This window comes from Anaerococcus marasmi, from assembly GCF_900290195.1.
GTDB lineage: Bacteria > Bacillota > Clostridia > Tissierellales > Peptoniphilaceae > Anaerococcus > Anaerococcus marasmi.
In genome coordinates, this window is record NZ_OLMF01000004.1 from 782288 (window position 1) to 805823 (window position 23536).

Sequence of the window (23536 nt, forward strand, 5' to 3'; positions counted from 1 at the left end):
AGATTTTTGAGATGTCTCGACTAGGCTCGACGGTAGGTAAATTAAATAGATCTCTCGACTTACGCTCGATATAAGAGGAAAGAAAACAAAGTTTTCTCTCCTTTTCCCTTACCTCGACCGAAGCGGAGAGGTCTCATGTGTTGTACTAAAATTACAAATAATTAAAAACTTGTAATTATAGCAAGCAAACAATTACCGCCATCTCGAGCTTGTCGAGAGATCTCCAGTCTATGATGACATGTAGTTATAAAAGTTAAAGTTATCTACGTAAATATCTAAATAACCAAATCTCCAACCAAACATGTCCCAAGGTTCTGTAGACCTCTCGTCGCTTCCTCGTGGAAGCTCTGTCGAGGTGGCATGTAAGGAAATTTTTTTTAAAAAAAATACAGATTATGGTACGAGATATCTCGACTACGCTCGACGGTAGTTTGCGGATTCGACTTCGTCTCATGCTCGCAAAGCCTCGATTAAGGTCTGTCATCAATTCACTAACGTTCATTGTGACCAGAACCATTAGATATAAGGGGTAAGAAAATGAAGTTTTCTCTCCTCTTCCCTTATTTCGACTGAACGAAGTGAATGGAGAAATCTCTAGCATTTACCAATATCAAAATAACAAAGAATATACCTTGAGATAAACTCAAACAATAGCTCCACCTTCAGTGGCCCAATAGAAGACTTCCCCATCAAAAAACACCAGCCCGCAGGCTGGTGTTTTTTCCTTTCACTTATCCAATATTAAATTCTTGAGTTTCTACATTTTCCAAGTAGGCTTTTACTTTTCTACTTACCTTGCCGTCTTTGGTGGCGAGTGTTTCTGATGCTATGATTTCATCCATAGCTTGGTTTACTCCTGCATCATCGATGTTCTCTTTTGGGTTGTCGATTGAAATCATTCTTTTTGTTCCTTTTTCGTCTGCGAATTGTAGTTTTAGTCTTTTAGTCATATGCTATTACCTCCTTAAGCTAGTTCTCTTGTTTCTATCTTGTATGCCTTGTGCTCGTTCGCATTAGTCAAAGCCACATAGGCTTGGGCGAATTTCTTTAGGCCTTCGTCTGCTACTCCTTCTACTAGGCTTGAAAATGTCCTAGATAATGACTTTGCCTTCCCACTTATTTCTTCTACGATGTCATAAACAATTTTTAATTTCATATTTTCTCCTTTAATTTTCTTATTTTGTAGGCCCTACACTTATATATAGAATTTTTCGTCAAATCTTCCCGACTTTTTTGTTATTTTTTTCTAGATATCTATCCAAGTATTGCCATCGCTGTCTTTGTAGGCGACATATCTTCTAAGTCCACTGTCTTTTCCTATATAAGATAGCCAAAAATATCCTTCATTTTCTAACAGATAATCATAATATATCTTATCTCCAGGACAATAGTGGGTTATGATAGCACTATTTGTCGAGGGTCTCTCCCTAACATTAGTTATAGCATGGACTAGGGCACAGCCCTTCTTCCACACTCCCCTACTTGGAGAGATTTTCCCAACAGGTCTAAAGTATCTCTCCTCGGCTGATCTCCTACAATCTAGATAATATCCTATAAAGGAAGTCTCATCGTTTATTGAAACACCATTGTTAGTGTAGTTGCAATGAATTATGGAGCCCTTCCTTAGAAATATCCCCGTATGGCCATAGGCCCCGGCGGAATGGCCCTCGATTCCTCTTATGAATATGTCTCCCCTTCTTACATCCCTATAATCATAAATCTCCCTAAAAACTCTTCCCTTAAGCTTATATAGAGATTCAGTATTGCCAACCCTCGTCCCCCTTGGGAGAAAGCCTCCAGCTATCAAAGCATAATAGACAAAGGACGAACAGTCCAAAGCCTCTGGCCCCAGCCTTTGGGGATAGGACATTGAGTAGGTCACCTTGTGATGCTTGGATAAGGCGAAGGCAATCATTCTATCAACACTTGTCATAAATCCTCCTCTGACCTGGCCCTAGGCCAGGCTCTTCTTAATCTCATTAGTATCGATCAATATCCTGTCTATCTTCCCATTGATTTGGAAGATTAAAATAAGACAAATGGCCACAGGAAAGCCTAGTTCACTAATAATTTTAATGATGTCCATATCTTATTCGGCTTAGGATGTTCTGATGATTATGCGATGGAAAATCCTTCCATAATCAAAAGACACAAGTCCTCTTCTTCTAGTCTCATAAGTCCAATGTTATGAGAGAAGACAGAAAGTGCGCCACTCCTTTCTTTTTTATTTTTTTGCCTAAAGGCTAAACCTCCTTTCACTTATATATAGAAAAATAAGCCCAATCTTCCCGATTAGGCTTCTGGACTTTTATTGTCTGTTTTTATTTCATAAATGACTTTTAGGCAGATTAAGACCTAATAAGAGCACTTTATCCAATTAAACTTTTCTTTCCAAATAGTCTATTATGTAGGTGTCGACACAAAGAGAGCTCTCGGAAAGGAAATATTATGAAAATAACTTTGGACAATTCCGAGAAAATACTAGCAGCCTACAAGCCGCTAATACTAAAGACAGTCAAACAATTTGGTGCCTTTGAAGAAGAAGAATCCATAGACGAAGCAAGAATGATTCTTATAGATGCCATAGGGACATACGATGAGAGTAAAGGCACCTTCGGCAACTACCTCAAAAACCTCCTCCGCTACCATTTCTTAGACAAAGCCAAAACTCCAAGACCAGGCTCTATCTACGAAAAGAACGAGGAAAACAACTCAATAATAGACCTCCTCGAAGCAGAAGAAGATACAGAAGAAATAATAATGGCAGAAGAAAAGAAAAAGGAAATCCTAGAAAACTTAGAAAAAATAAACAAGAAAAACTCCCAAATCCTAAAACTAAAATTCTACAAAGACTTAACAAACAAAGAAATAGGCCAAATAATGAACATCTCCACCAAAACAGTCTTCAACAGAATAAGCATGGGCCTAAAAGAAATGAGAGAAATAATGGTGGGAGAAAAATAAAAAAAGATGTCACGACTCCACTCGATATAAGGGGTAAGAAAACGAAGTTTTCTCTCCCTCTCCCTTGTTTCGACCGCAGCGGAGAAACCTCTTGAAATTAATTCTATATTTAATTATAGAATATACACTGAGAGAAACTAAAATAACAGTTACGCCATCTCGAAGGAAGGAACGTAGTGACTGACTGAGAGATCTACAGTCTATGATGACATGTAGATTTAAAAGTTCCTGTTATTTACAAAATCCAATGAGATATCTCGACTTACGCTCGACATAAGGGGTAAGAAAACGAAGTTTTCTCTCCCTCTCCCTTACCTCGACCGCAGCGGAGAGGTCTCAGGTGTTATAGTAAAATTGCAATTAATCACAACCTTTGAATTATAGAAATTCACACATTCACACCATCTACAGGCAAGCCAACCCCCCCTCTTGAAAAGCCTTCCCTTCTCCTGTATAATTAAAGTACATTAACTGTCTTTTTATATTTTATAAAAACTATTAATGTCTGAAAGGAGGCTGCAATGAAAAGAGAAATCTTGGCCATTCTGCCTGAACCTATGGAAAGAGTGGGGATAGTCTCTCGAATCTACTACACTGACACCACCGAAATAGACAAGAGAACCCCCACCCACTTCCTCAAAAACTCCTACGACAGGAGGGGAAAGAGTAAGAAGCTCGTTGATAAGAAAATCAAAGCTAAAACCCAAATCAAAAGGAACTACCCCTACGTCATCGACAAGGACCACGTCTTCTTCGCCTTCAAGATCCGTGAGAGCAAATACGACGATCAACAAAGGGGCTTCGTCAACGTCAAATACGTAGACAAAATCCAAGGCTCAACCATAATCCTAACCACAGGAGAAGAAATCTCGAGCCTAAACACAGAAAAGACTCTCCTCTCCAACAGAAAAAACGCCCAACTCCTCTACTACATGAGCCTAGTAGAAACCATGGCAGATAACTTCATGGCTATACAATATGTGCGTGAGAATTTGATGGACTAGAATGGATATCAAAAATCCCGTAAATTATAACCAAAATAATTTACGGGAAAATATTCCTAACATGTTATTAACTTTTAATTTTAACTTAACAATTATATTTATATTTCTTCAAAAAATGTATCAGGTTTATCTGGATTGAATATCTCATTGCATGTCATAACTGTTACCAAATCTTCAGTTTCTGACAAGTTAATTATATTATGTGTCCAACCTGGGATCATATATATTGCTTCTATTTTATCTCCACTAACTTCAAACTCTACAAACTCATCTGTATTGATGTTTCTTTCCTGTATTAATCCGTGCCCATGAACGACAATGAATTGCTCCCACTTTGAGTTATGCCAATGTTGGCCCTTGGTAATACCAGGTTTGCTGATGTTAATTGATACTTGACCGCAGTCTTTAGTATGGACCAGCTCGGTAAAGCTTCCTCTGTAATCCTCATTCATCTTAAGATTATATTTGAATTTATCTTTAGGAAGATATGTCAAATATAAACTAAATAGCTTCTTTGAAAATGAACCTTCGGGCATCTTAGGCATAAGAAGACTAATAGGTTGATTCTTAAATTCTTCAAGTAAATCTACAATCTCTCCTAAAGTTATTTTGTGAGTTACTGGAACATAACAATATTTCCCCTCATTATCAAATACTGTATCGGTACCATTAAATTCACATCTATGCTCTTTACCTTCTAGTAAATCGAACATACCTTCAATTAAATCATCGATATACAATACTTCAAGCTCAGTTTGTCTATCATTTACAGTGAATTCTTCATCATTAGCGACTGCCCAACAAAATGTACTAATAGCACTATTATATTTTGGTCTAGAATGACCCATGAGATTAGGGAATCTGTACACATACACAGGAGCTCCTGTTTCTTTTTGATATTCAAAGAATAATTCCTCACCAGCTTTTTTGCTCCTACCATACTCACTGTCGGAAAATCGACCAGATAGTGTAGCTTGAATAGATGATGATAACATTATTCCAGCTTTATTATTATATTTCTTTAGAGTATCAAGGAGTGTACTTGCAAAGCCAAAATTACCTTTCATAAAATCCTCTTCATTTTCTGGCCTATTGACACCAGCTAGATTAAAGACAAAGTCAGCATTTTTGCAATATTCGTTTAAATCTTTTTCACTGCTATCAATATCATATTCATATATGCCATGAATTTTAAGATTAGGTCTTGTCCTATTTTTATCATCTCTAATATTTTTTAGATTATTAACAAGAGCTGTGCCAACCATACCTTTAGCACCAGTTACTAGAATATTCATTAAACTCCCCCTTTGAAGTAATTAGTTTTTCCTCCAAACCATTTTGTTTACAACATTAATATATCCTTGAATAATCCTTACAACTTTCATTGATACATTTTGATCTGTATAATCAGGGCATGGCTTACCAAATATAGCTCTATTTTTCATATCGATAGCCATATCAGTAGCATTTAATAATTCTTTTTTCGTAATTCCAGCTAATATGAAATTCCCTGATTCTAGAGCTTCTGGCCTTTCAGTAGACGTCCTGATACATACTGCTGCTATAGGATGATCTATGGATAGATAGAAGCTACTTTCTTCTGGTAGTGTTCCACTATCGCTTACAATAGCGAGCGCATTCATTTGTAGATTATTGTAATCATTAAACCCTAAAGGTTCATTTACCCTAACTCTAGAATCTAATTTAAATCCACTTTTCTCTAGCCTGTTTTTGGATCTAGGATGGCAGGAATAAAGTATTGGCATATCATATTTTTCAGCGAGAGAATTTATTGCAGTAAAAAGGCTGATAAAGTTCTCTTCTGAGTCAATATTCTCTTCTCTATGAGCAGATAGCAAAATATATTTGTTCTTCTCTAGATGTAACCTATCCAATACATCGCTTTGCTTAATCTTATCTAAATTCATTGTTAATACTTCTGCCATAGGAGAGCCTGTTACAAAAGTTCTCTCTTTAGGCATTCCCATTTCATTAAGATATCTTCTAGCAGCTTCAGAATATGGTAAGTTGACATCTGATATCACGTCTACAATACGTCGATTAGTCTCTTCTGGGAGGCATTCATCCTTACATCTATTTCCTGCTTCCATATGAAATAAAGGAATGTGTAATCTTTTTGCTGAAATTGCAGAAAGGCATGAATTAGTATCTCCTAATACTAAATAGCCATCTGGATTCAATTGATTCAAAACTCCATAGCTTCTTGCTATTATATTTCCACAAGTTACACCAAGATTATCTCCAACTACTGGCACTAGAATATCTGGACCAAATTCGCCGTTGTTATTTTTTAACTCAAAGTCTTTCCAAAATACGGTACTTAAATTCTTATCCCAATTCTGATTATAGTATATCACGCAGGTATCAAAATACTCTCTACACCTTTTAATAACCGCTGCTAGTCTTATTATCTCTGGTCTAGTGCCAAGTCCTATACAAAGTTTTGTCTTTCCATTATTTTTCCATTTAAAATTATAATTCATAACTTATCTCTTTAATCTTCTAGAAGTCTTTCTTGAATATAGTCTAATTTTGCTATTTCTTGAATAGTTTCTTCAAGGTTTAATCTCCTAGTATTGTTGCTGTTAAAAGATGTAATTTTTTTTGTATCAGAATTACCATCACTAAAGTACTTATCATAGTTAAGGCTTCTATTATCTGATGGAACTCTATAAAAGTCTCCCATATCTACTGCTTTCAAACATTCTTCACTTGTTAATAAAGTTTCATACATTTTTTCACCATGACGTATACCTATAACTTTTATATCTTCTTTTGTTCCTCCAAATAATTTACAAACTGCTTCAGCCTGTGTCTGAATAGTGCAGGCAGGTGCTTTTCTGATTAATAAATCTCCATTCTCACCATTTTCAAATGCAAAAATTACAAGATCAACCGCTTCTTCTAAGCTCATTATAAATCTAGTCATATATGGTTCAGTAACAGTAATAGGATTTCCGGATTTAATTTGATCAATCCAAAGTGGAATTACAGATCCTCTAGAACACATAACATTTCCATAACGTGTGCAACAGATTTTAGTTTTCCCAGAATTTCTAGACTTTGCAATAGCTACTTTTTCTTCAATAGCTTTAGACATTCCCATAGCATTAATGGGATAAGCAGCTTTATCTGTTGATAGACAAATAACTGATTCAACCCCTTCTTCTATTGCGGCAGTAAGTACATTATCAGTTCCCACTACATTTGTCTTTACAGCCTCCATTGGGAAAAACTCACATGATGGCACTTGCTTTAATGCAGCTGCATGAAATATTAAATCAACACCTCTAATAGCATTTCTACAAGATTCTAAATCTCTCACATCGCCAATATAAAATTTAATTTTATCAGCGACCTCAGGCATAGTTACTTGAAAATGGTGCCTCATATCATCTTGTTTCTTCTCATCTCTTGAGAAAATTCTAATTTCTCCAATATTCGTTTTTAAAAAACGATTTAAAACTACATTACCAAAAGATCCCGTACCGCCAGTTATCATTAAAATTTTATCATCAAATAGTTTGTTGTTCATTTCCTTAACTCCTTTATCATATTTTCCCAAACAAAATTATTATATTAATTAAGCACTTACACATAATAGCTACTATTAAGTTAGGTATCTATCAATTAATCTCATTTTTAAAATATAAAACATAATTTCTTATTTTATCCTTATTAAATATATTACCATATGGGTAATTAATTGGATTAACCCAATGATAATAGTTATCTTGTTCTATATATGCGTTAATGTTTTTTATCGTCTCAACGTTTAAAGACAGTATTATTGCAATTATTAATGGATAAACCTTAGTATTACCTAATTTAAGTCTAACTATTAGTTTTGTTTTGCTTTTCTCGTAATTATTAAATGCTAACGGTAGCAATATAGTTTCAATAGATTTCATAGGCATAGTTAGACGTTGTGACAATGTACCAGAAAAAGATAATATTAAAAATAGAGAGAACCCTATAACATATATATAGTAGAGTAGATCTTCTACAACATCTTTTTCATCATTTGATTTATGAAATTTGTATATCGTATACATTAACAACAATCTAATAAGAACTGCCATTATACTAAATGAATTATTTATATATATATAAAATCTAAAATCTCTAAAATATTTATCAATAATTCCACTATAAGCTATTACCATTCCTATAATTGAAAAAAATATCAAATATTTTTCTAATAGAATTTTCCTACAGCTAATTAATATTGGTATTATTATTAAAATCAGAGCTCCATTATGGATAAATGATAAAATAGATATCAGAATAAAATATTTAACATAATTTTTATTTAGCAAATATTTTATCCCAAAACCTATGAATATTGACATTACTAGCCCTTGTCTTAATGCAGAAAACATATATGTTAAATAATAGGTAGGATATAGAATTAGTAAACTAGTTACTATATAAGGTGAATAATTATAAATAGAGTAGCATACAGAGGACATCATAATAATTGACAACATTATGATAAATAGTTCAAAAGATATATTAGCCCTCTTAAGCAATACCATTATTGCATGCCATCCTATTTCACCGTGAGTTAGCTCATTTATAAACAAACTAGAATATGAATTTGTCTTAAGATATTGTGTGTAGTATGCGAAGTAATCCGTGCCTTGACCATATCTGAATGAGAGAATTAATGTTAACACTATTGAAAGTATAATAAAAATAATTTTATTCTTTTTTAATTTATTCAATAATTCAACGATTGAAAATAAAGTAAGTATTATTAACAAAGCAACGTACACAGTTCAACTCCAATTCCATGATTTTATATAATTTAAACATTTCTCAACTCCATTAGTTAAGTTCTATAGTTGTTTTATATATTAGATTCTAATAAAATAGATATTATTAAAAAACAATTTACAATATATAATAATTGTATCCTTAATTAAAGTAATCAAATTTATATTTTAATACTTCGTTTTGCAATATTTTTATACGAAAAATATTTTTTAGAATTTTTTTCAGCTATATTTTTCATGTATTTATATTTTTCTTTATTATTTACTAATTTTTCTATATTTGACTCAATCTCATCAGCTGAATCAGTTTCTAGATAAATTACGTTCCCTCCCATATCTATATGATTTGTCCCTAACCATCTTTTAATAATCATAGGTTTGCCTAAACCAGCTGCCTGTTCCCAGTACACTGAATGTCTTCCTGGGAATATTACAAGATCACTAATTGATAAATATAAATAAGATTTTTCTGTGTCTGCCCAATCTATATGATATATATTATTAGTTAATAAAGATTCAAATTTATCTTTCAGTTCATTAGATACTGGACCAAATATAAGGAGTTTAATATTTCTTTTATTATTCTTTACATTTATTCTATTTACTGCTTCCATTAGCAAAAGCGTCTGTGATTTAGCTATATCAATTTTTCCACCAGTTACTATTAAAAAATCATTACTTTTAAGTTTCAAATCTAACCTAGCTTTACTTTTATTAGATTCTAATTCGAATTTTTCAACTAATTCATCATCTGCACCCATAACTAATAGATCACACTTATCTTCTGGTATATTGTAAATATCAGCCATAAATTCAACTCGTGCTGGCAATACTCCATAAAATTTTCTAACATATGGAACTAGTTTTTGAGCATAGTGTCTCCAGATTAATTTATGAAGTATATTCTTTGAAACCCAATTTGTAGCACTATTTGAAAAGTCGGCATGATTGTCAGCATTCGCGTTAACTCTAGGATGAGCTTTTAGATACTTCACAATTACTGAAGTATCCACAAATCCTAATCCATGAATAAATAAAAATTCTGGATTTGTTTTTTCAATAGATTCATATAACGATGGATATTTCTTAATTTTTTTTGTGAAGTCGTCTTTTCCGCTCATTTCTATTCTCAATATTCTTATACCGTCTTCATTTACATACTCTTCTCTATCATCTCTAGCCAGCTCTCCGTACTGATTCCATACCCAGTGAGATGTAATAATAGTTACATCATGACCATTTTTTTTCTGATATTTTGGTAGTAGATTATCTTGATAATTCCATCCATCTGTTACAGGTGCTAACAAACATATATTGGTAATTCTCATTTTTATCCTTCCTCATAAAGCATCATATAATTTTTAATCATATACTTAATATCATTTTCTTGTCTATCGAAATTAAGTTCTATATGTTTGCCTCCCAATGCCTTTACTTCATTTATAACACTATCTATGTCAAACTTATCAACAATTATCCCTCCATATTTTTCTATTATTTCAGGACTACCGCCTGTTTTGTAGGTTAAGACTGGCGTTCCACATGCCATTGATTCTATATTTACTGTTGGATAATTTTCGCAATAAGATAGATTCAAAAGCAAATCTGCTTCAGAATATATTTTTGCTAATTCCCCTACTGTATCTGTTTTTTTTATCCCTATTATATTGGAAGGTAAATTATTGCACTGTTCTTCTGAAAGACCAACTAATACTATCTTAAAGTTACTATCGAGTTTATCTGCTAACTCATAATAATCTAATAGACCTTTATTTTTATCCCAGGCTGTAGCAACTCCTAATAATATTATCTCATTTTCTAACTTATATTCCTCTCTAAATTCACTATCAGATTTTTTAAATATATTAGTATTAATACCATTATTTATTACTATTGTTCTGTAATCTTTTAAATATGATTTTTTCACCATATTTTTTAGCCATAATGATGGTGTAACAATAGTTAAATTAGGTGTATTGATAAAAATACTTTTCTTTTTATTCCAATTTTGATTAGATCTATCAATGCAAGACTTTGGGTATTCATTTAGCAAAGGACAATTATAACATCCATCTACCCATCTTGTACAATTTATAGAATCACAATATGCTGTATGACCCGTAAACGACCAACAATCATGTAAAGTCCATATAATTTTTTTTCCAGAAATCTTAAGATAATCAAACAAAACTTTTATATTTATATAATATCCATGTATATTGTGTAAATGAATGACATCCGGATCATAGTCTTTTATCCGATCAATAAATCTCAATGTTACAAACTTACTACCAAATCCAGATGCATCGAATATTCTTGATTTAAATACGTGAGTATAAACATCTAAATCAAATCCAATCCTATATGATATATCCTTGTATTCGATTGGTACTTCACCCCTACCATAAGCAATTCTAACATCATGACCCTGTTCAATTAATTTATCTGCAAGATCCGAACATATCCTTCCGGTGCTCTTTATACCACTTACGACATTTATAAATAAAAACTTCATAATTTCCCTTTTAACATCTAAATATTTTTTACCTTACTTTCTATTCTCAAAAAAGCTTTATTTACATTAAAATTTTGATTTAGATAATCAAACGAGTTATTTTTTATCATATCTATATCCCCATAATCAAATTCATTTTCTATTATTTTAAGAACCTTCTTGAAAGTAATAATACTGTTATCATTAATCCACCAGCCAGACCTACCTTCAACAATATCACTACCAATATCTGTATTGGGATCTGTTATAGCAAGTATTGGTAATTTCACTTGCATATATGTTATTATTCTGCTAGGATAATTAGGAATTGTAAACCTATGATCTAGCGATATTATTCCTACATCAGAAGATGCAGCAACATTATCAAATTCATCTTTTTCTAATCTATCCATTAGTATAAGGTTTGATAGATTTTGATTCTCTTTAGCCTTCGAAATATATTCATATTCTGTACCATTACCAATAATCAAAAATATGATATTTTTAAATTCTTCGGCATTTTTTATACATTTAATCAAAAATTCAATTCCTTGGGGTTTTCCTAAATTTCCGCCATAAAGAAATATCTTCTTGTCTAAAGGTAAATTATACTTTTTTCTAATTTCATCAGATTTATCTTTAGTAATACTTAGATCAATAGGATTAATAGAATTTGGGAATATTTCAACTTTATCTTTAATAATATCGTTATTATTTATAATATAATCAACATTAGCCTGTGACATGCAACCAATATAATCAGAAATCCTATATAATTCTTTTTCTTTTTTTCTAAAATATTTATAAAAAATACTATTCTTACCAAAAAAACCTAAATCTACTGCATTTTGAGGAAATATATCCTTTAACATTAAGTAAGTTAGTGCATCATCCCTATTCTTTAGATATTTTATTACATTACTAAATGTTATAGGAGGTGTAGGGTAAAGTACGATATCAAAATTTATATCTTTTAAATATTTTTTTACCGCATTAATATATAACCTTTCTATATTAATAGTTGATATTCCTTTTTCTATCTTATTTGTTTTAGTTATATTCCCAATTTTAATATTGATGTAATTAACTTTATCAACAATATAGAGCCCCTCTTTTTGTCCTGAATAATATCTCTTTTCTATTGGATTCATAATATAAACATCATATTTATTATCAATAAATTTTTTTAGAACACTAGTATAAATATTGTTAGAATTTATATTTGCTGGTGTTATACTAATTAAAGATAAAAATATAAGTTTTTTCTTTTTCAATTTTTCCTCCTTTAAGATCTACTGTCACTTATTGTTTAACTTATTTTTCCATTAACAAATAAAAAATTATTTTTAAGGTCTTCTATCTCATCTTCAATAGTATAATTCTCTCTGGTATTATCAGCATTATTTATAATAACCAATATCGTTCTACCTAATATTTTAAGGTCAGTTAGAAGACTAATATTATCCACATATTTTAAATCAAGGTTTATTCTATCTATAATATTTAAATCTTTTCTACCGCTAACTTGTGCAATTCCGGTTAATCCTGGACGAACTAAAAATCTCTTTTTCTGAGAATCTGTATAATATTTATTGAGTATAGGTAACCAAGGCCTAGGACCAATAAAGGACATATCACCTTTAAGTATATTTATTAATTGAGGGAGTTCATCAAGTGAAGTTTTCCTTATAAATTTTCCAATTTTTGTAATTTTGTCAACAGTTTTGAAATCATATACGTTATTATCTGCCTCCATAGACCTAAATTTTAACAATATAAAGTCTGCACCATTTAGTCCTGTTCTAGATTGTTTGTATAAAACAGGTCCCTTGCTATCAATTTTTATTAATATTGATAATATCAAAAATAATGGCAGCAATAGAATCATTAAGAACAAAGATAATATTATATCTAATAATCTTTTAAATTTTACATATACTCGCATTTATTCTTCCTTATAAGTATTTTATTAATCATAATTATTTCTATTATTTCGTCTTTCAATATAGGAATTTATTAAATTTATAAACTCTGGTATTTTAAATAAATATATTCCAACCAGATATATAACTCCAGCAACGAGTACAGAAACAAATAAGCTTATAGTGCTGTTATATGCTATTGTCATATAATCAAACAGCATTTTTGCAATATAAGAAATAGTCACTGATAATAATAGTATTTCAATCAAAGACTTAGTTGCAGCATTATTTCTAGGCTTACCTATCTTTTTATAAAATGCCAATAATAATAATATCGAACCTATTATCGTTGAAATACTTGTTGATATCGCTAATCCATTCAATCCAATTTTTTTTGCTAAAAAGTAATTTAAAATCAAATTTAATAATTGCTGTATTAAAATTACAACCAGAGGCGTTTTTGAATCACCTAGTGAATAAAATGCATTTGATATCAATTTGATAAGCGAAGAAAATATTATAAATGGTGCATAACAAACAAGTAAGGAAGCTACTATAACCGTATCTGAACCTGAAAATGCACTTCTTTCAAATGCCAAACTTATTATAGGTTGTGATAGCATCATCATTCCTAAAGTAAATGGAACCACTAATAGCATGGCAAAAATAATAGCAGAGCTAGTCATTTTTCTTAAATTTATTATATCACCCTTCTGACCTGCAGAAGCTATATCTGGAAATGTTACAGTTGTTACAGATAGAGTTACTACTGACATGATAAAATTAAGCATTGTCTTTGCATAAAATATTTTCGATATACTCGATACTCCAAAAAAAGCAGACGCCATAGAATTATCTACAATAATAGATATTTGATCAGCAGCTGTCGATATTATAATTGGTATTACAATTCCCATAAGCTGTTTTATATAATAGTTATTAAAATTTATCTCATTATTATATACAAATCCTAATTTTTTTGCAGCAAATGGAAACCTAATGAATTGAAAAATGAATGCAAGTAAAGCTCCAATTATTAATATATACGGATTCGAGAAAATCGCAGACAGTATTGTTGCAGTTATAATGAAAATATTTAGAATAATCCCTGATATTGCGGGATCTATAAAGTTACCTTTTATATTGAGGTACCCTCTTGTAACTGAAGCATATAGGAGTGCAAATATAGATATAATGATTATCCTAGTGTAGTTAACTGATATCCTTAAATTATCACCATCTAAATCAGGAGATAAAACTAAATTAATAGATTTTGCAAAAATAAAAACTAATAAAAATATTATAGCTCCATAAATCATTAATATATTAATGAGATTCGAAGTAAACTTAGACGCTTCATCGTGACCCTTGTCATTATTAATTCTATTATAAATAGGTATATATCCAGAAACAATACCAGTAGCTACAACTCCAGTAAGCATTGTTGGAATTGTAGTAGCAGTAGTATAAATTGACTTGAGCTCCCCAGCTCCAATATAAGCAGCCATTACAGACTCTCTAACAAATCCTAATATTTTTGATAAAATTGTAATTAACATCAATACAATTGTCGTTTGTCCCATTTTCTTTCCTTATTCTTATTCTTTTCTATTTTTTTAATTATGTAGTAAAAATGTTCTAAATGTACTATACTTAGGCTATGATATTTTACAATATATTTCCTATAAAGTTTACTTACTTAAAATAATTATAAATTAATTTCATATAGTGTCTGCTCGATTATATCAGAAACTGGATTAATCTTTGATTTATACAAAATAAATAAGTATATAATGACTGATAATAATATTGATACAATTAATCCTAATCCTAGACCTATATATGATTCGAAAAATCCGTAACTAATATTAGCCACAAGTCCCATAAAGATCGCTGCTAGGGTGATTTTTCCTATGGACTTCATATTTCTTACATCTTTTACTTTACCAAACTTCTTGAAATAAACAAAGATTATTAACAAGCTTCCTACGGCAGTCGACACGGAAGTTGCTATTCCTATACCGTCTAGGCCTATTTCTTTTGCAAGAATCCAGTTGAGGCTTACGTTTATAGCCTGCTGGATGAGGATTACTACAAGAGGAGACTTGGAGTCTCCTACTGCGTAGAAGCTGTTTGAGATTATTTTCATAAAGGTAATGAAGATAATGTAGGGTGCGTAGGATACTAAAAGTGATGATACGAGGGCTGCGTCATGGGCCGTGAAGGCGTTTCTCTCGTAGATTAGGCTAATAATCGGCCTTGCTAGAGTCATCATGCCGAAGGTGGCTGGGATTACTAGGGCAAGGGTTAGGATTAGGGTGCTTGCTGTCTTTTCCTTCATGGCGTCGATTTTTCCTTCATTACCAAGTTTTGCCACTTGGGGGAAGGTGATAGTGGCGATGTTGATTGTTACCACTTCTACGATAAAGTCGAGCATGTTTTCTGTGTAGAATACCTTGGCCACTGTGTCGATGCCAAGTATGCCTGAAGCCATGGACTTATCTATTAGGACAGAGATTTTGTTGGCTGCGTTGGATATGATGATTGGAATCATGATGGCAAGGAGGTACTTGATGTAGGGGTCCTTGAAGTCAAGCTTCCTCTCATAGGAAAAGCCCTTCTTCTTGCTGGCAAATGGGAATCTAATAAACTGGACGATGTTTCCTATAAGGGCTCCTATAATCAATATATATGGATTGTCAAAGACTCCCGTAAGAAGGGTTGCAGATATGACGAAGATATTAAGAATAATCTCTGTAATAACAGGGTCGATGAAGTTATTTCTTGCGTTGAGAAATCCTCTGATGACCGCAGAGTAGAGAAAGGCAAAGATTGATACCGCCATGATCCTAGTAAAGGATGTGGCCATGTCGTGGGTTTCGCCTATAAGTTTGGGTGAGAAAATCTTAGATATGGGACCAGCAAATATTATTATTAGAAGAAAGATAATAGCACCATAGACCATTAGGACATTGATAAGGTTGGAGGTAAAGCTATTGGCCTCAGCCTCACTCTTGTCCGTACGGATCCTGGTGTAGACTGTGATGTAGGCAGAGACAATCCCTGTTATGACGGTATACATCATGATATCAGGGATAGTGGTGGCAGTGACGTAGATGGACTTGATATCTCCTGCACCAATGACCGCTGCCATAACAGATTCACGGACAAAGCCAAATATTTTTGATAAAATTGTAATAATCATCAACAAGATTGTGGTGTGTCCCATATCTTTTCCTTTTTTGTTTGCTTATATTGCTTGGTTAAATTCGTAATTGCTTAGATTGGTTGAACTTTTTTATTTGCGTGTCGTCATAGACTGTAGATCTCTCACATGTGTTCGAGATGGAGATTATGTGATTTCTACTGTATTCCGAAGTAGTAAATTAACTTTTTTTTAAAGTAACACGTGAGGTTTCTCCACTTCGGTCGAAACAAGGGAGAGGGAGAGAAAACTTTGTTTTCTTTCACCCTTATATCGAGCTTAGTCGAGATATCTCCTTGGATTTTGTAGATGAAATAGTCTTTATTATTTACATGTCATCATAGACTGTAGATCTCTCACATGCGTTCGAGATGGCCGTAATTGTGTGAAATGCTACAATGCTAGGCCTCAAATAATTATACTTTTACTATTTCTCGAGAGGCTTCTCCACGTTGGTCGAAGCAAGGGAAGGGGTAGGAAAGCTAGCTTTCCATCTTTACCCTTATGTCGAGCGTAGTCGAGACATCTCTTATCCTATAATATATTTTTTATTAAAATTTCCTCATTTCGCCACCTCGAACTTTTTGTGAGAGGTCTACAGAACCTTGGGGCGTGTTTGGCTGGAGATTTTGTTGTTTAGTTATTCTCGTAGATAACTTGAATTTTTATATCTACGTGTCATCATAGACTGTAGATCTCTCACATGCGTTCGAGATGGCGTAATTTCTATTTGAGATTATCTCAAGGTATATACATTGTTGTTTTGATATTGGTAAATGCGAGAGATTTCTCCACAAGGTCGAAATAAGGGAAAGGAGAGAAAACTTTGTTTTCTTTCACCCTTATATCGAGCTTAGTCGAGATATCTCCTTGGATTTTGTAGATGAAATAGTCTTTATTATTTACATGTCATCACAGACTATAGATCTCTCACATGCGTTCGAGATGGCGATAATTGTGTTAAATGCTACAATGCTCGGGCTCAAAGAATTATACTTCTACTATTTCTCGGGAGGCTTCTCCACTGCGTTCGAAGCAAGGGAAGGGGTAGGAAAGATAGCTTTCCATCTTTACCCTTGTGTCGAGCCTAGTCGAGACATCTCTTTGGATTTCATAGATGAAATAATCTTTGTTATTTACATGTCATCACAGACTGTAGATCTCTCACATGCGTTCGAGATGGCGGGTAATTGTGTGAATTGCTGTAATTCAAAGTTTTGGATTAGTTACACTTTTAATATAATACGTGAGACCTCTCCACTTCGGTCGAGGTAAGGGAAACGCATTGGTTGAGGCGTTTTCCTTACTTATTGTTTTCCTCAATATTATTATGAATATTTTCTATGGAGTCCTTGCTTGGGACCATCATGTAGAGGCTCGCGTTTGGCATTAGGTAGGAGTCTAGGTCCATAGTTCCTTTTCCTTTTAGGGCCTCGCTTTCTATTTGCCATTCGCCTCCGTCGGCTAGTTGTTTGTTGACTAGCTCTATCATTTTCTCGTATGGCACATCTGTGTTGACTGATTCTAGGGCTATATCTGCTATTTCGTTGAAGTTTAGGAGCATTTCCGTGCTTAGCATTTTTCTTATGATTCCTGTTAGGACTCGGGTGTGGTTTTTCCCTCTGTCGAAGTCTCCTTCTTCTAGCTTGTATCTTTCTCTGGAGAAGGCAAGTGCCTTGTCCCCGTCCATTTCTATCTTTCCTTGAGGGAAGTCATAACCTCCATGGGTTGAAGTAAAGACTGTTGGGTTATCAACAGTGATTCCTCCAAGGGCGTTTATTAGATCTACTAGAGTTGTGAAGTTGACCTTGCCATAGTAGTCGATCTTGATATCTAGAAGTGCCTCTATGCTCTTGATTGAAGTATCTACTCCGTAGAGACCCGCATGGGTTAGCTTATCGTATTTATCCCCTTCTCCTCCTATTGATAGGTAGGTATCTCTTGGGATGGTTGTAATTAGGATTTTCTTATCTTTTGGATTGACACTTAGGACCATGTTGACATCAGACCTTGATACGTTGGATAGGCTACCTGATGTGTCGATTCCTGATAGGAAGACGTTGAAGGATTGATCTTCTGCGACTTCTTTCTTTTCTTCTTTCTTCTTCTCTACTCCTTTTACTAGAACAGACTCGAGTACACGGGTTTTCTCTGAAAATCCCTCGATTGTCTCATCTAGGATTGGCCTAAAGGATTCGTTAAGAAGCATGACCTCAGCATCTCCATCTAGTAGGGCTGTGGCAGAAGCTTGATAATTGTCGAAGTTTCTTTCAGTTAATTCCTTCTTATAATCTTCCTTGTACTTGGCAAAGGCCTTGGAGGAATTGTCCTTATCCATGTCTCCCGCTGTGGCGATTTCCTTATCTCCTATGTCTGCAAGGCTTTTAATTTCAGAATCCTTCAATACAACATAGCTCATCTCGTTGGTATCTTGGATAGCCTTGTTGTTAATATCAGAAACTGTCTTGATAGACTTGTTGGCATAGGATAGGAAGGTGATCTCACCTATGCTTAGGATTAGAAGGAATATAATTATGATAGCCTTCAACACGTTCGAGTTTTTCTTTCTAATAAATCCTATATACAAAAAAATACAAAGAATTATCCCAATGGTAACGGCTATGGCCAGTCTATATTTGTGAGGGAGAATCTTGTATTTGTATAGGAAATAAAAGAATATAACATTGATTATGGTAGCCAAAATGACTACAGTTTTTGTAAAAATTGATTTCTTCATTTTCTTTCCTTATATAATATATTAAATGTTTCTCTGAACAATAGTATAACAAGCTGATGATTTTGTCAAGATTATGTATGTGAAATTTTATGAGATAAAGCTGATGATTTGTAAAATTATGAGTGATTTGATTTTGATAGCTATGTTTTTTCGTAGACAACTTGAACTTTAATATATACATGTCGTCTTAGACGTGAGACCTCTCCGGTCCTCTACTAGCCGGACGGGCTTGTCTTCGAGGTAAGGTTGCCCTCTTGATGGGCCACTATTTGTCTGGAAGACAAATGGTGTAGTGCTCTTCGTTTCTCAGGAACAAAGGGCAAAAGAACGCCGAATGGCGTTCTAATAATTCTAGAGAAAACTTCGTTTTCTTTCCCCTTATGTCGAGCGTAGTCGAGACATCTCTTATTAAATATTCCACTTTCCACCTCGAAAAAAGCCCGTCCGGCTCTGAGAGGACTATGTGAGAGGTCTACAGAACCTTGGGACATTTTAGCGCTTAAATTTTGTTAGATATATATTTTCGTAGATTACTTAATCCTTATTATTGAAATGTCATCATAGACTGGAGATCTCTCACATCCGTTCGAGATGGTATATTATTAGTTTAAGTTTGTTTTCTCAGAATATAGATAATTATTTGATAACGGTGACTGCGTGAGGCTTCTCCACTCACTGCGTTCGGTCGAAGCAAGGTTGCCCTCCTGGTGGGCCACTATTTGTCTGGAAGATAAATGGTGTAGTGCCCTTCGTTTCGTAGGAACAAAGGGCAAAAGAACGCCGAATGGCGTTCTAATACTTTCTAGAAAACTTCGTTTTCTTTCCCCTTATGTCGAGCGTAGTCGAGACATCTTCTTTGTATTTCGTAGATAACTTAATCCTTATTATTTACATGTCATCATAGACTGGAGACCTCTCAGTCGTGCCTCCTTCGACGAGGCGGGCAATTGTGTAATTGATATAATTCAAGGTATTTAGTTATATGACCTTTTAATAAAAAGTATGAGATTTCTCCGTTCACTTCGTTCAGTCGAAATAAGGGAAAAGGGATAGAAAACTTCGTTTTCTTTCATCCTTATATCGAGCGTAGTCGAGATATCTCTTGTCTATCTTCCCTTTTTTCCGCAATTTAAAAGGGCTGTTGCAAAACTATGAATAATCATCGTACCATCGTTAGAAGGTTCTCTTAGGAAATTTTCAGTGGTGCCTGCCGGCTGATGGAGGCAAAATTTCCGTGGAGGTTTTCTAACGATAATGGTACGATTTATTCATTCTGCAACAGCCCTTTGTTCATTAGTATTCGTAATCGTCGTTTCCTAGGTAGGCGTCTTGGGTGAAGTTTATGCCTAGTTTTCTTAGCATGGATCTTTGGCTGTTTTCTAGGAGGACTGTAGAGTGGGCATCTAGGCCCTTTAGTTTGCCAATTTGTTCTATAGCCATATGGCTTAGGGGATTGGTTGTGCCTGAGATTGAGAGGGCTATTAGCATTTCGTTGGCTGATAGGGATGTTTCTTTACCTCCCAGAGACTTTGTTTTAAGATTTGAAACTGGCTCTATGATGTGTGGTGATATCAAGAGAAGGTCGTCGTCAAGTTTTCCCAGCTTCTTTAGGGCATTTAAGATAGCAGCTGATGGGGCTGATAAGAGGTCGCTTTTCTTTCCTGTAATTATCTCTCCTGATTCAAGTCTAATAGCGAAGGCTTCTCTTCCAGTCATTTTCGCCTTTTCTCTCGCCTTTACTGCGACAGCCCTATCTTCTGGGCTTATTTCAAGCTGACTCATTAGCATTTCGATTTTTTCTACTGCATGATAGCTTTCTTTGGCATATCTAAAGTCAACTAGGGTATTGTAGTATCTTCTGATAATTTCTTCCTTGCTGGCACGCTTCGCTTCTTCCTCATCTTCTATGCAGAACCCCACCATGTTGACACCCATATCTGTTGGAGACTTGTAAGGGCAGGTGCCCATGATTTTCTCGAACATTTTCTTAAGTATAGGGAAGGCCTCTACGTCTCTGTTGTAATTTACGGCAAGCTCCCCATAGGCATCTAGATGGTAAGGGTCAATCATATTTACATCGTCGAGATTCGCTGTAGCTGCCTCGTAGGCCATATTTACAGGATGCTTGAGGGCGAGGTTCCATATTGGGAAGGTTTCAAACTTGGCGTAACCTGCGTTGATTCCAGCTTCATGGTCCAGATACATTTGGGATAGACAGGTTGCCATCTTACCTGAACCTGGTCCTGGTCCTGTGATAACCACTAGGGGCCTTGTGGTCTTTACTCGCTCGTTCTTGCCAAAACCATCCTTAGATATAATGTGGTCGATGTTGTTTGGATAACCTTTGATATCGTAGGTCTTATAACTTGCGATTCCTAGGTTGTCCAGGTATTTTTGGTACTTTATGGCCTTGGGTTGGTTATCAAATTGGGTTATGATAATTCCATTTACAAGAAAACCATAATCCTCAAAGGCTTCCTTTAGTCTTATAGTTTCCGCATCATATGAGGTCTCGTTGTCTCCTCTGATCTTGTTGTTTTCAATATCGTTGGCATTGATGGTTATTATAATCTCACAAAGGTCCTTGAGGTTATAGAGCATCCTGAGTTTTGAGTCAGGTAGAAAACCAGGAAGCACCCTTGAAGCGTGGCTATCATCAAAGAGCTTTCCTCCAAATTCCATATAGAGCTTATCAAAATGAGAAATCCTCTCCTCAATCTTTTCCGACTGCAATTTTATATACTTATCATTATCAAAAGCTTTCTTCACGTCATCCTCCAATCATATCTAAATATTATACCAAGATTTGTGGGAGATGGAAAGATTTGGGGAATTAAATTTGTACTAGAGATCACCCACCCCTTATTCCGACCATGGTGTAGAAATCTATTCTCCCCCCCCTTACTTCGACTGTAATGGAGAAGTCTATCACGACCCTTATTTAGACCATATAGGAAAAATTTTCCACTCTCCCTTATTTCGACCATCATGGAGAAATCTATTCCCCCCCTTACTTCGACTGGAATGGAGAAGTCTATCAATAATTATTATAAGCCTAGTTAAATTCGAGATCTCTCGACTCCGCTTCGCTTCGCTCGACGGTGGTTTGCGGACTCAGAGGCAAGCCCGTCCGGCTCTAGGAGGACTTCGCCTCGCAAAGCCTCGATTAAGGTCTGTCATCAATTCACTATCGTTCATTGTGACCAGAACCATTAGATATAAGGGTAAACTCATATTTAAGAAATTATTTTATTATAGAGAAAATATGTTTTCCAACAATTCCCTTACTTCGACTGGAATGGAGAAGTCTCCACCTTATTTCGACCATCTTGGAGAAATCTATTAATCATTTTTAAGCTTAGTAACCTTGAGATCTCTCGACTCCGCTTCGCTTCGCTCGAGATAAGGGTAAATGTGAAGCTTAGATAAGCTCGACATAAGGGGAAAAGTGAAGCTTAGATAAGCTAGATATAAGGGCTTATTGTGAACCCTATATATGATTATTCAATGCTAATTAATACTAGCCAACAATATCCCAGTATAAGTCTTTTCTTTCTGGATTTAGGCTATCTATTAATTTATCTTTTTTAGCCCTCGACCGTTTACTTACTTGCACTTCTCTACCTCTTGCTTCTTGGATACTTTCGTAGAATTCGTAGTAAACAAGTTTAGTCACATTGTATTTATCAGTAAAGCTTCCTTTATCAAGATGGTTCTTATGTTCATATACTCGTTTAATAATATTAGTAGTTGAACCTTTGTATAAAACATCGTTTGATTTGTTTGCTAATATGTAGAAATATCCAGACATGTTTAACTCCTTTTTTTTTATTTTATCATATTTTATCCATTTTGAATTTTTTATTAAGAGATCTCTCGACGGTGGGTAATTTAAATAGATCTCTCGACAAGCTCGAGATGCCACCTTCGGTGTCAGTTTGCGGACTCAGAGGCAAGCCCGTCCGGCTCTAGGAGGACTTCGCCTCGCAAAGCCTCGATTAAGGTCTGTCATCAATTCACTAACGTTCATTGTGGCCAGAACCATTAGATATAAGGGTAAACTCATATTTAAGAAATTATTTTATTATAGAGAAAATATGTTTTCCAACAATTCCCTTACTTCGACTGGAATGGAGAAGTCTATTCGGTTATTGTTAAACTTAGTTAATTTTGAGATGTCTCGGCTACGCTCGACATAAGGGCAAAAGCGAAGCTTAGCTAAGCTCGAGATAAGGGGTAAATGTGAAACTTAGATAAGAATAACTATAAAGGAAATTTTGCTTTCCAACAATTCCCTTACTTCGACTGGAATGAAGAAGTCTATTAGATTATTTTTGAATTTAGCTAACTTTGAGATATCTCGACTTCGCTCGACGGTAGTTTGCGGATTCGACTTCGTCTCATGCTCGCA

The 23536-nt window shown here is 34.2% G+C and carries 18 protein-coding genes; 2 read left to right on the forward strand and 16 right to left on the reverse strand.

From position 1 onward, the window contains the following. Positions 1–731: 731 nt before the first annotated feature. From C7D97_RS04045 to C7D97_RS04055, 3 genes are all read right to left on the reverse strand, one after another. Positions 732–950 (reverse strand): DUF2922 domain-containing protein, encoded by a 219-nt coding sequence (locus C7D97_RS04045; RefSeq protein WP_105300842.1) that lies wholly within the window; start codon positions 948–950, stop codon positions 732–734. 14 nt (positions 951–964) lie between these two features. Next, positions 965–1156, reverse strand: a complete 192-nt coding sequence (locus C7D97_RS04050) for a DUF1659 domain-containing protein (protein WP_105300843.1) — start codon at positions 1154–1156, stop codon at positions 965–967. Between the two features lie 90 nt (positions 1157–1246). Further along, positions 1247–1933, reverse strand: coding sequence for a peptidoglycan amidohydrolase family protein (locus C7D97_RS04055; protein ID WP_105300844.1), 687 nt, complete (start codon positions 1931–1933; stop codon positions 1247–1249). A 515-nt stretch (positions 1934–2448) separates the two neighbouring features. Between C7D97_RS04055 and C7D97_RS04060 the strand changes: the two genes are divergently transcribed. Together C7D97_RS04060 and C7D97_RS04065 are read left to right on the forward strand one after the other, a co-directional pair. Then, complete coding sequence (locus C7D97_RS04060) at positions 2449–2964, forward strand: sigma-70 family RNA polymerase sigma factor (protein WP_105300845.1); 516 nt, start codon at positions 2449–2451, stop codon at positions 2962–2964. Between the two features lie 521 nt (positions 2965–3485). Continuing rightward, positions 3486–3968: a hypothetical protein gene (locus tag C7D97_RS04065; protein ID WP_105300846.1), complete on the forward strand. Its 483-nt coding sequence runs from the start codon at positions 3486–3488 to the stop codon at positions 3966–3968. 98 nt (positions 3969–4066) lie between these two features. On the opposite strand, the gene C7D97_RS04070 is transcribed toward C7D97_RS04065, so the two are convergent. From C7D97_RS04070 to C7D97_RS04135, 13 genes are all read right to left on the reverse strand, one after another. After that, a complete protein-coding gene (locus C7D97_RS04070) occupies positions 4067–5263 on the reverse strand; it encodes a polysaccharide biosynthesis C-terminal domain-containing protein (protein WP_105300847.1) in 1197 nt (398 codons plus the stop codon). 21 nt (positions 5264–5284) lie between these two features. Next, the gene (locus tag C7D97_RS04075; protein WP_105300848.1) at positions 5285–6472 is read right to left on the reverse strand and encodes a UDP-N-acetyl glucosamine 2-epimerase; all 1188 of its coding nucleotides are present in this window, start codon (positions 6470–6472) and stop codon (positions 5285–5287) included. An 11-nt stretch (positions 6473–6483) separates the two neighbouring features. Next, a complete protein-coding gene (locus tag C7D97_RS04080) occupies positions 6484–7524 on the reverse strand; it encodes a polysaccharide biosynthesis protein (RefSeq protein WP_105300849.1) in 1041 nt (346 codons plus the stop codon). Positions 7525–7615: 91 nt separating this feature from the next. Beyond that, positions 7616–8767: an EpsG family protein gene (locus C7D97_RS04085; protein ID WP_105300850.1), complete on the reverse strand. Its 1152-nt coding sequence runs from the start codon at positions 8765–8767 to the stop codon at positions 7616–7618. A 161-nt stretch (positions 8768–8928) separates the two neighbouring features. Further along, the gene (locus tag C7D97_RS04090) at positions 8929–10095 is read right to left on the reverse strand and encodes a glycosyltransferase (RefSeq protein ID WP_105300851.1); all 1167 of its coding nucleotides are present in this window, start codon (positions 10093–10095) and stop codon (positions 8929–8931) included. A gap of 2 nt (positions 10096–10097) precedes the next feature. Beyond that, positions 10098–11282 (reverse strand): glycosyltransferase, encoded by a 1185-nt coding sequence (locus tag C7D97_RS04095; RefSeq protein ID WP_105300852.1) that lies wholly within the window; start codon positions 11280–11282, stop codon positions 10098–10100. Positions 11283–11299: 17 nt separating this feature from the next. Further along, the gene (locus tag C7D97_RS04100) at positions 11300–12535 is read right to left on the reverse strand and encodes a glycosyltransferase family 4 protein (protein ID WP_105300853.1); all 1236 of its coding nucleotides are present in this window, start codon (positions 12533–12535) and stop codon (positions 11300–11302) included. 35 nt (positions 12536–12570) lie between these two features. Beyond that, a complete protein-coding gene (locus C7D97_RS04105) occupies positions 12571–13206 on the reverse strand; it encodes a sugar transferase (protein WP_105300854.1) in 636 nt (211 codons plus the stop codon). 24 nt (positions 13207–13230) lie between these two features. Next, positions 13231–14766 (reverse strand): murein biosynthesis integral membrane protein MurJ, encoded by a 1536-nt coding sequence (gene murJ / locus C7D97_RS04110; RefSeq protein ID WP_105300855.1) that lies wholly within the window; start codon positions 14764–14766, stop codon positions 13231–13233. Positions 14767–14891: 125 nt separating this feature from the next. Further along, entirely contained in the window at positions 14892–16412 is a 1521-nt protein-coding gene (gene murJ, locus C7D97_RS04115) for a murein biosynthesis integral membrane protein MurJ (RefSeq protein ID WP_105300856.1), read from the reverse strand. A gap of 1279 nt (positions 16413–17691) precedes the next feature. After that, positions 17692–19125 (reverse strand): LCP family protein, encoded by a 1434-nt coding sequence (locus C7D97_RS04120; RefSeq protein WP_105300857.1) that lies wholly within the window; start codon positions 19123–19125, stop codon positions 17692–17694. Positions 19126–20418: 1293 nt separating this feature from the next. Further along, positions 20419–21894, reverse strand: a complete 1476-nt coding sequence (locus C7D97_RS04125) for a DUF1846 domain-containing protein (protein WP_105300858.1) — start codon at positions 21892–21894, stop codon at positions 20419–20421. Between the two features lie 751 nt (positions 21895–22645). Beyond that, the gene (locus tag C7D97_RS04135) at positions 22646–22936 is read right to left on the reverse strand and encodes a GIY-YIG nuclease family protein (RefSeq protein WP_105300860.1); all 291 of its coding nucleotides are present in this window, start codon (positions 22934–22936) and stop codon (positions 22646–22648) included. Positions 22937–23536 lie beyond the last annotated feature (600 nt).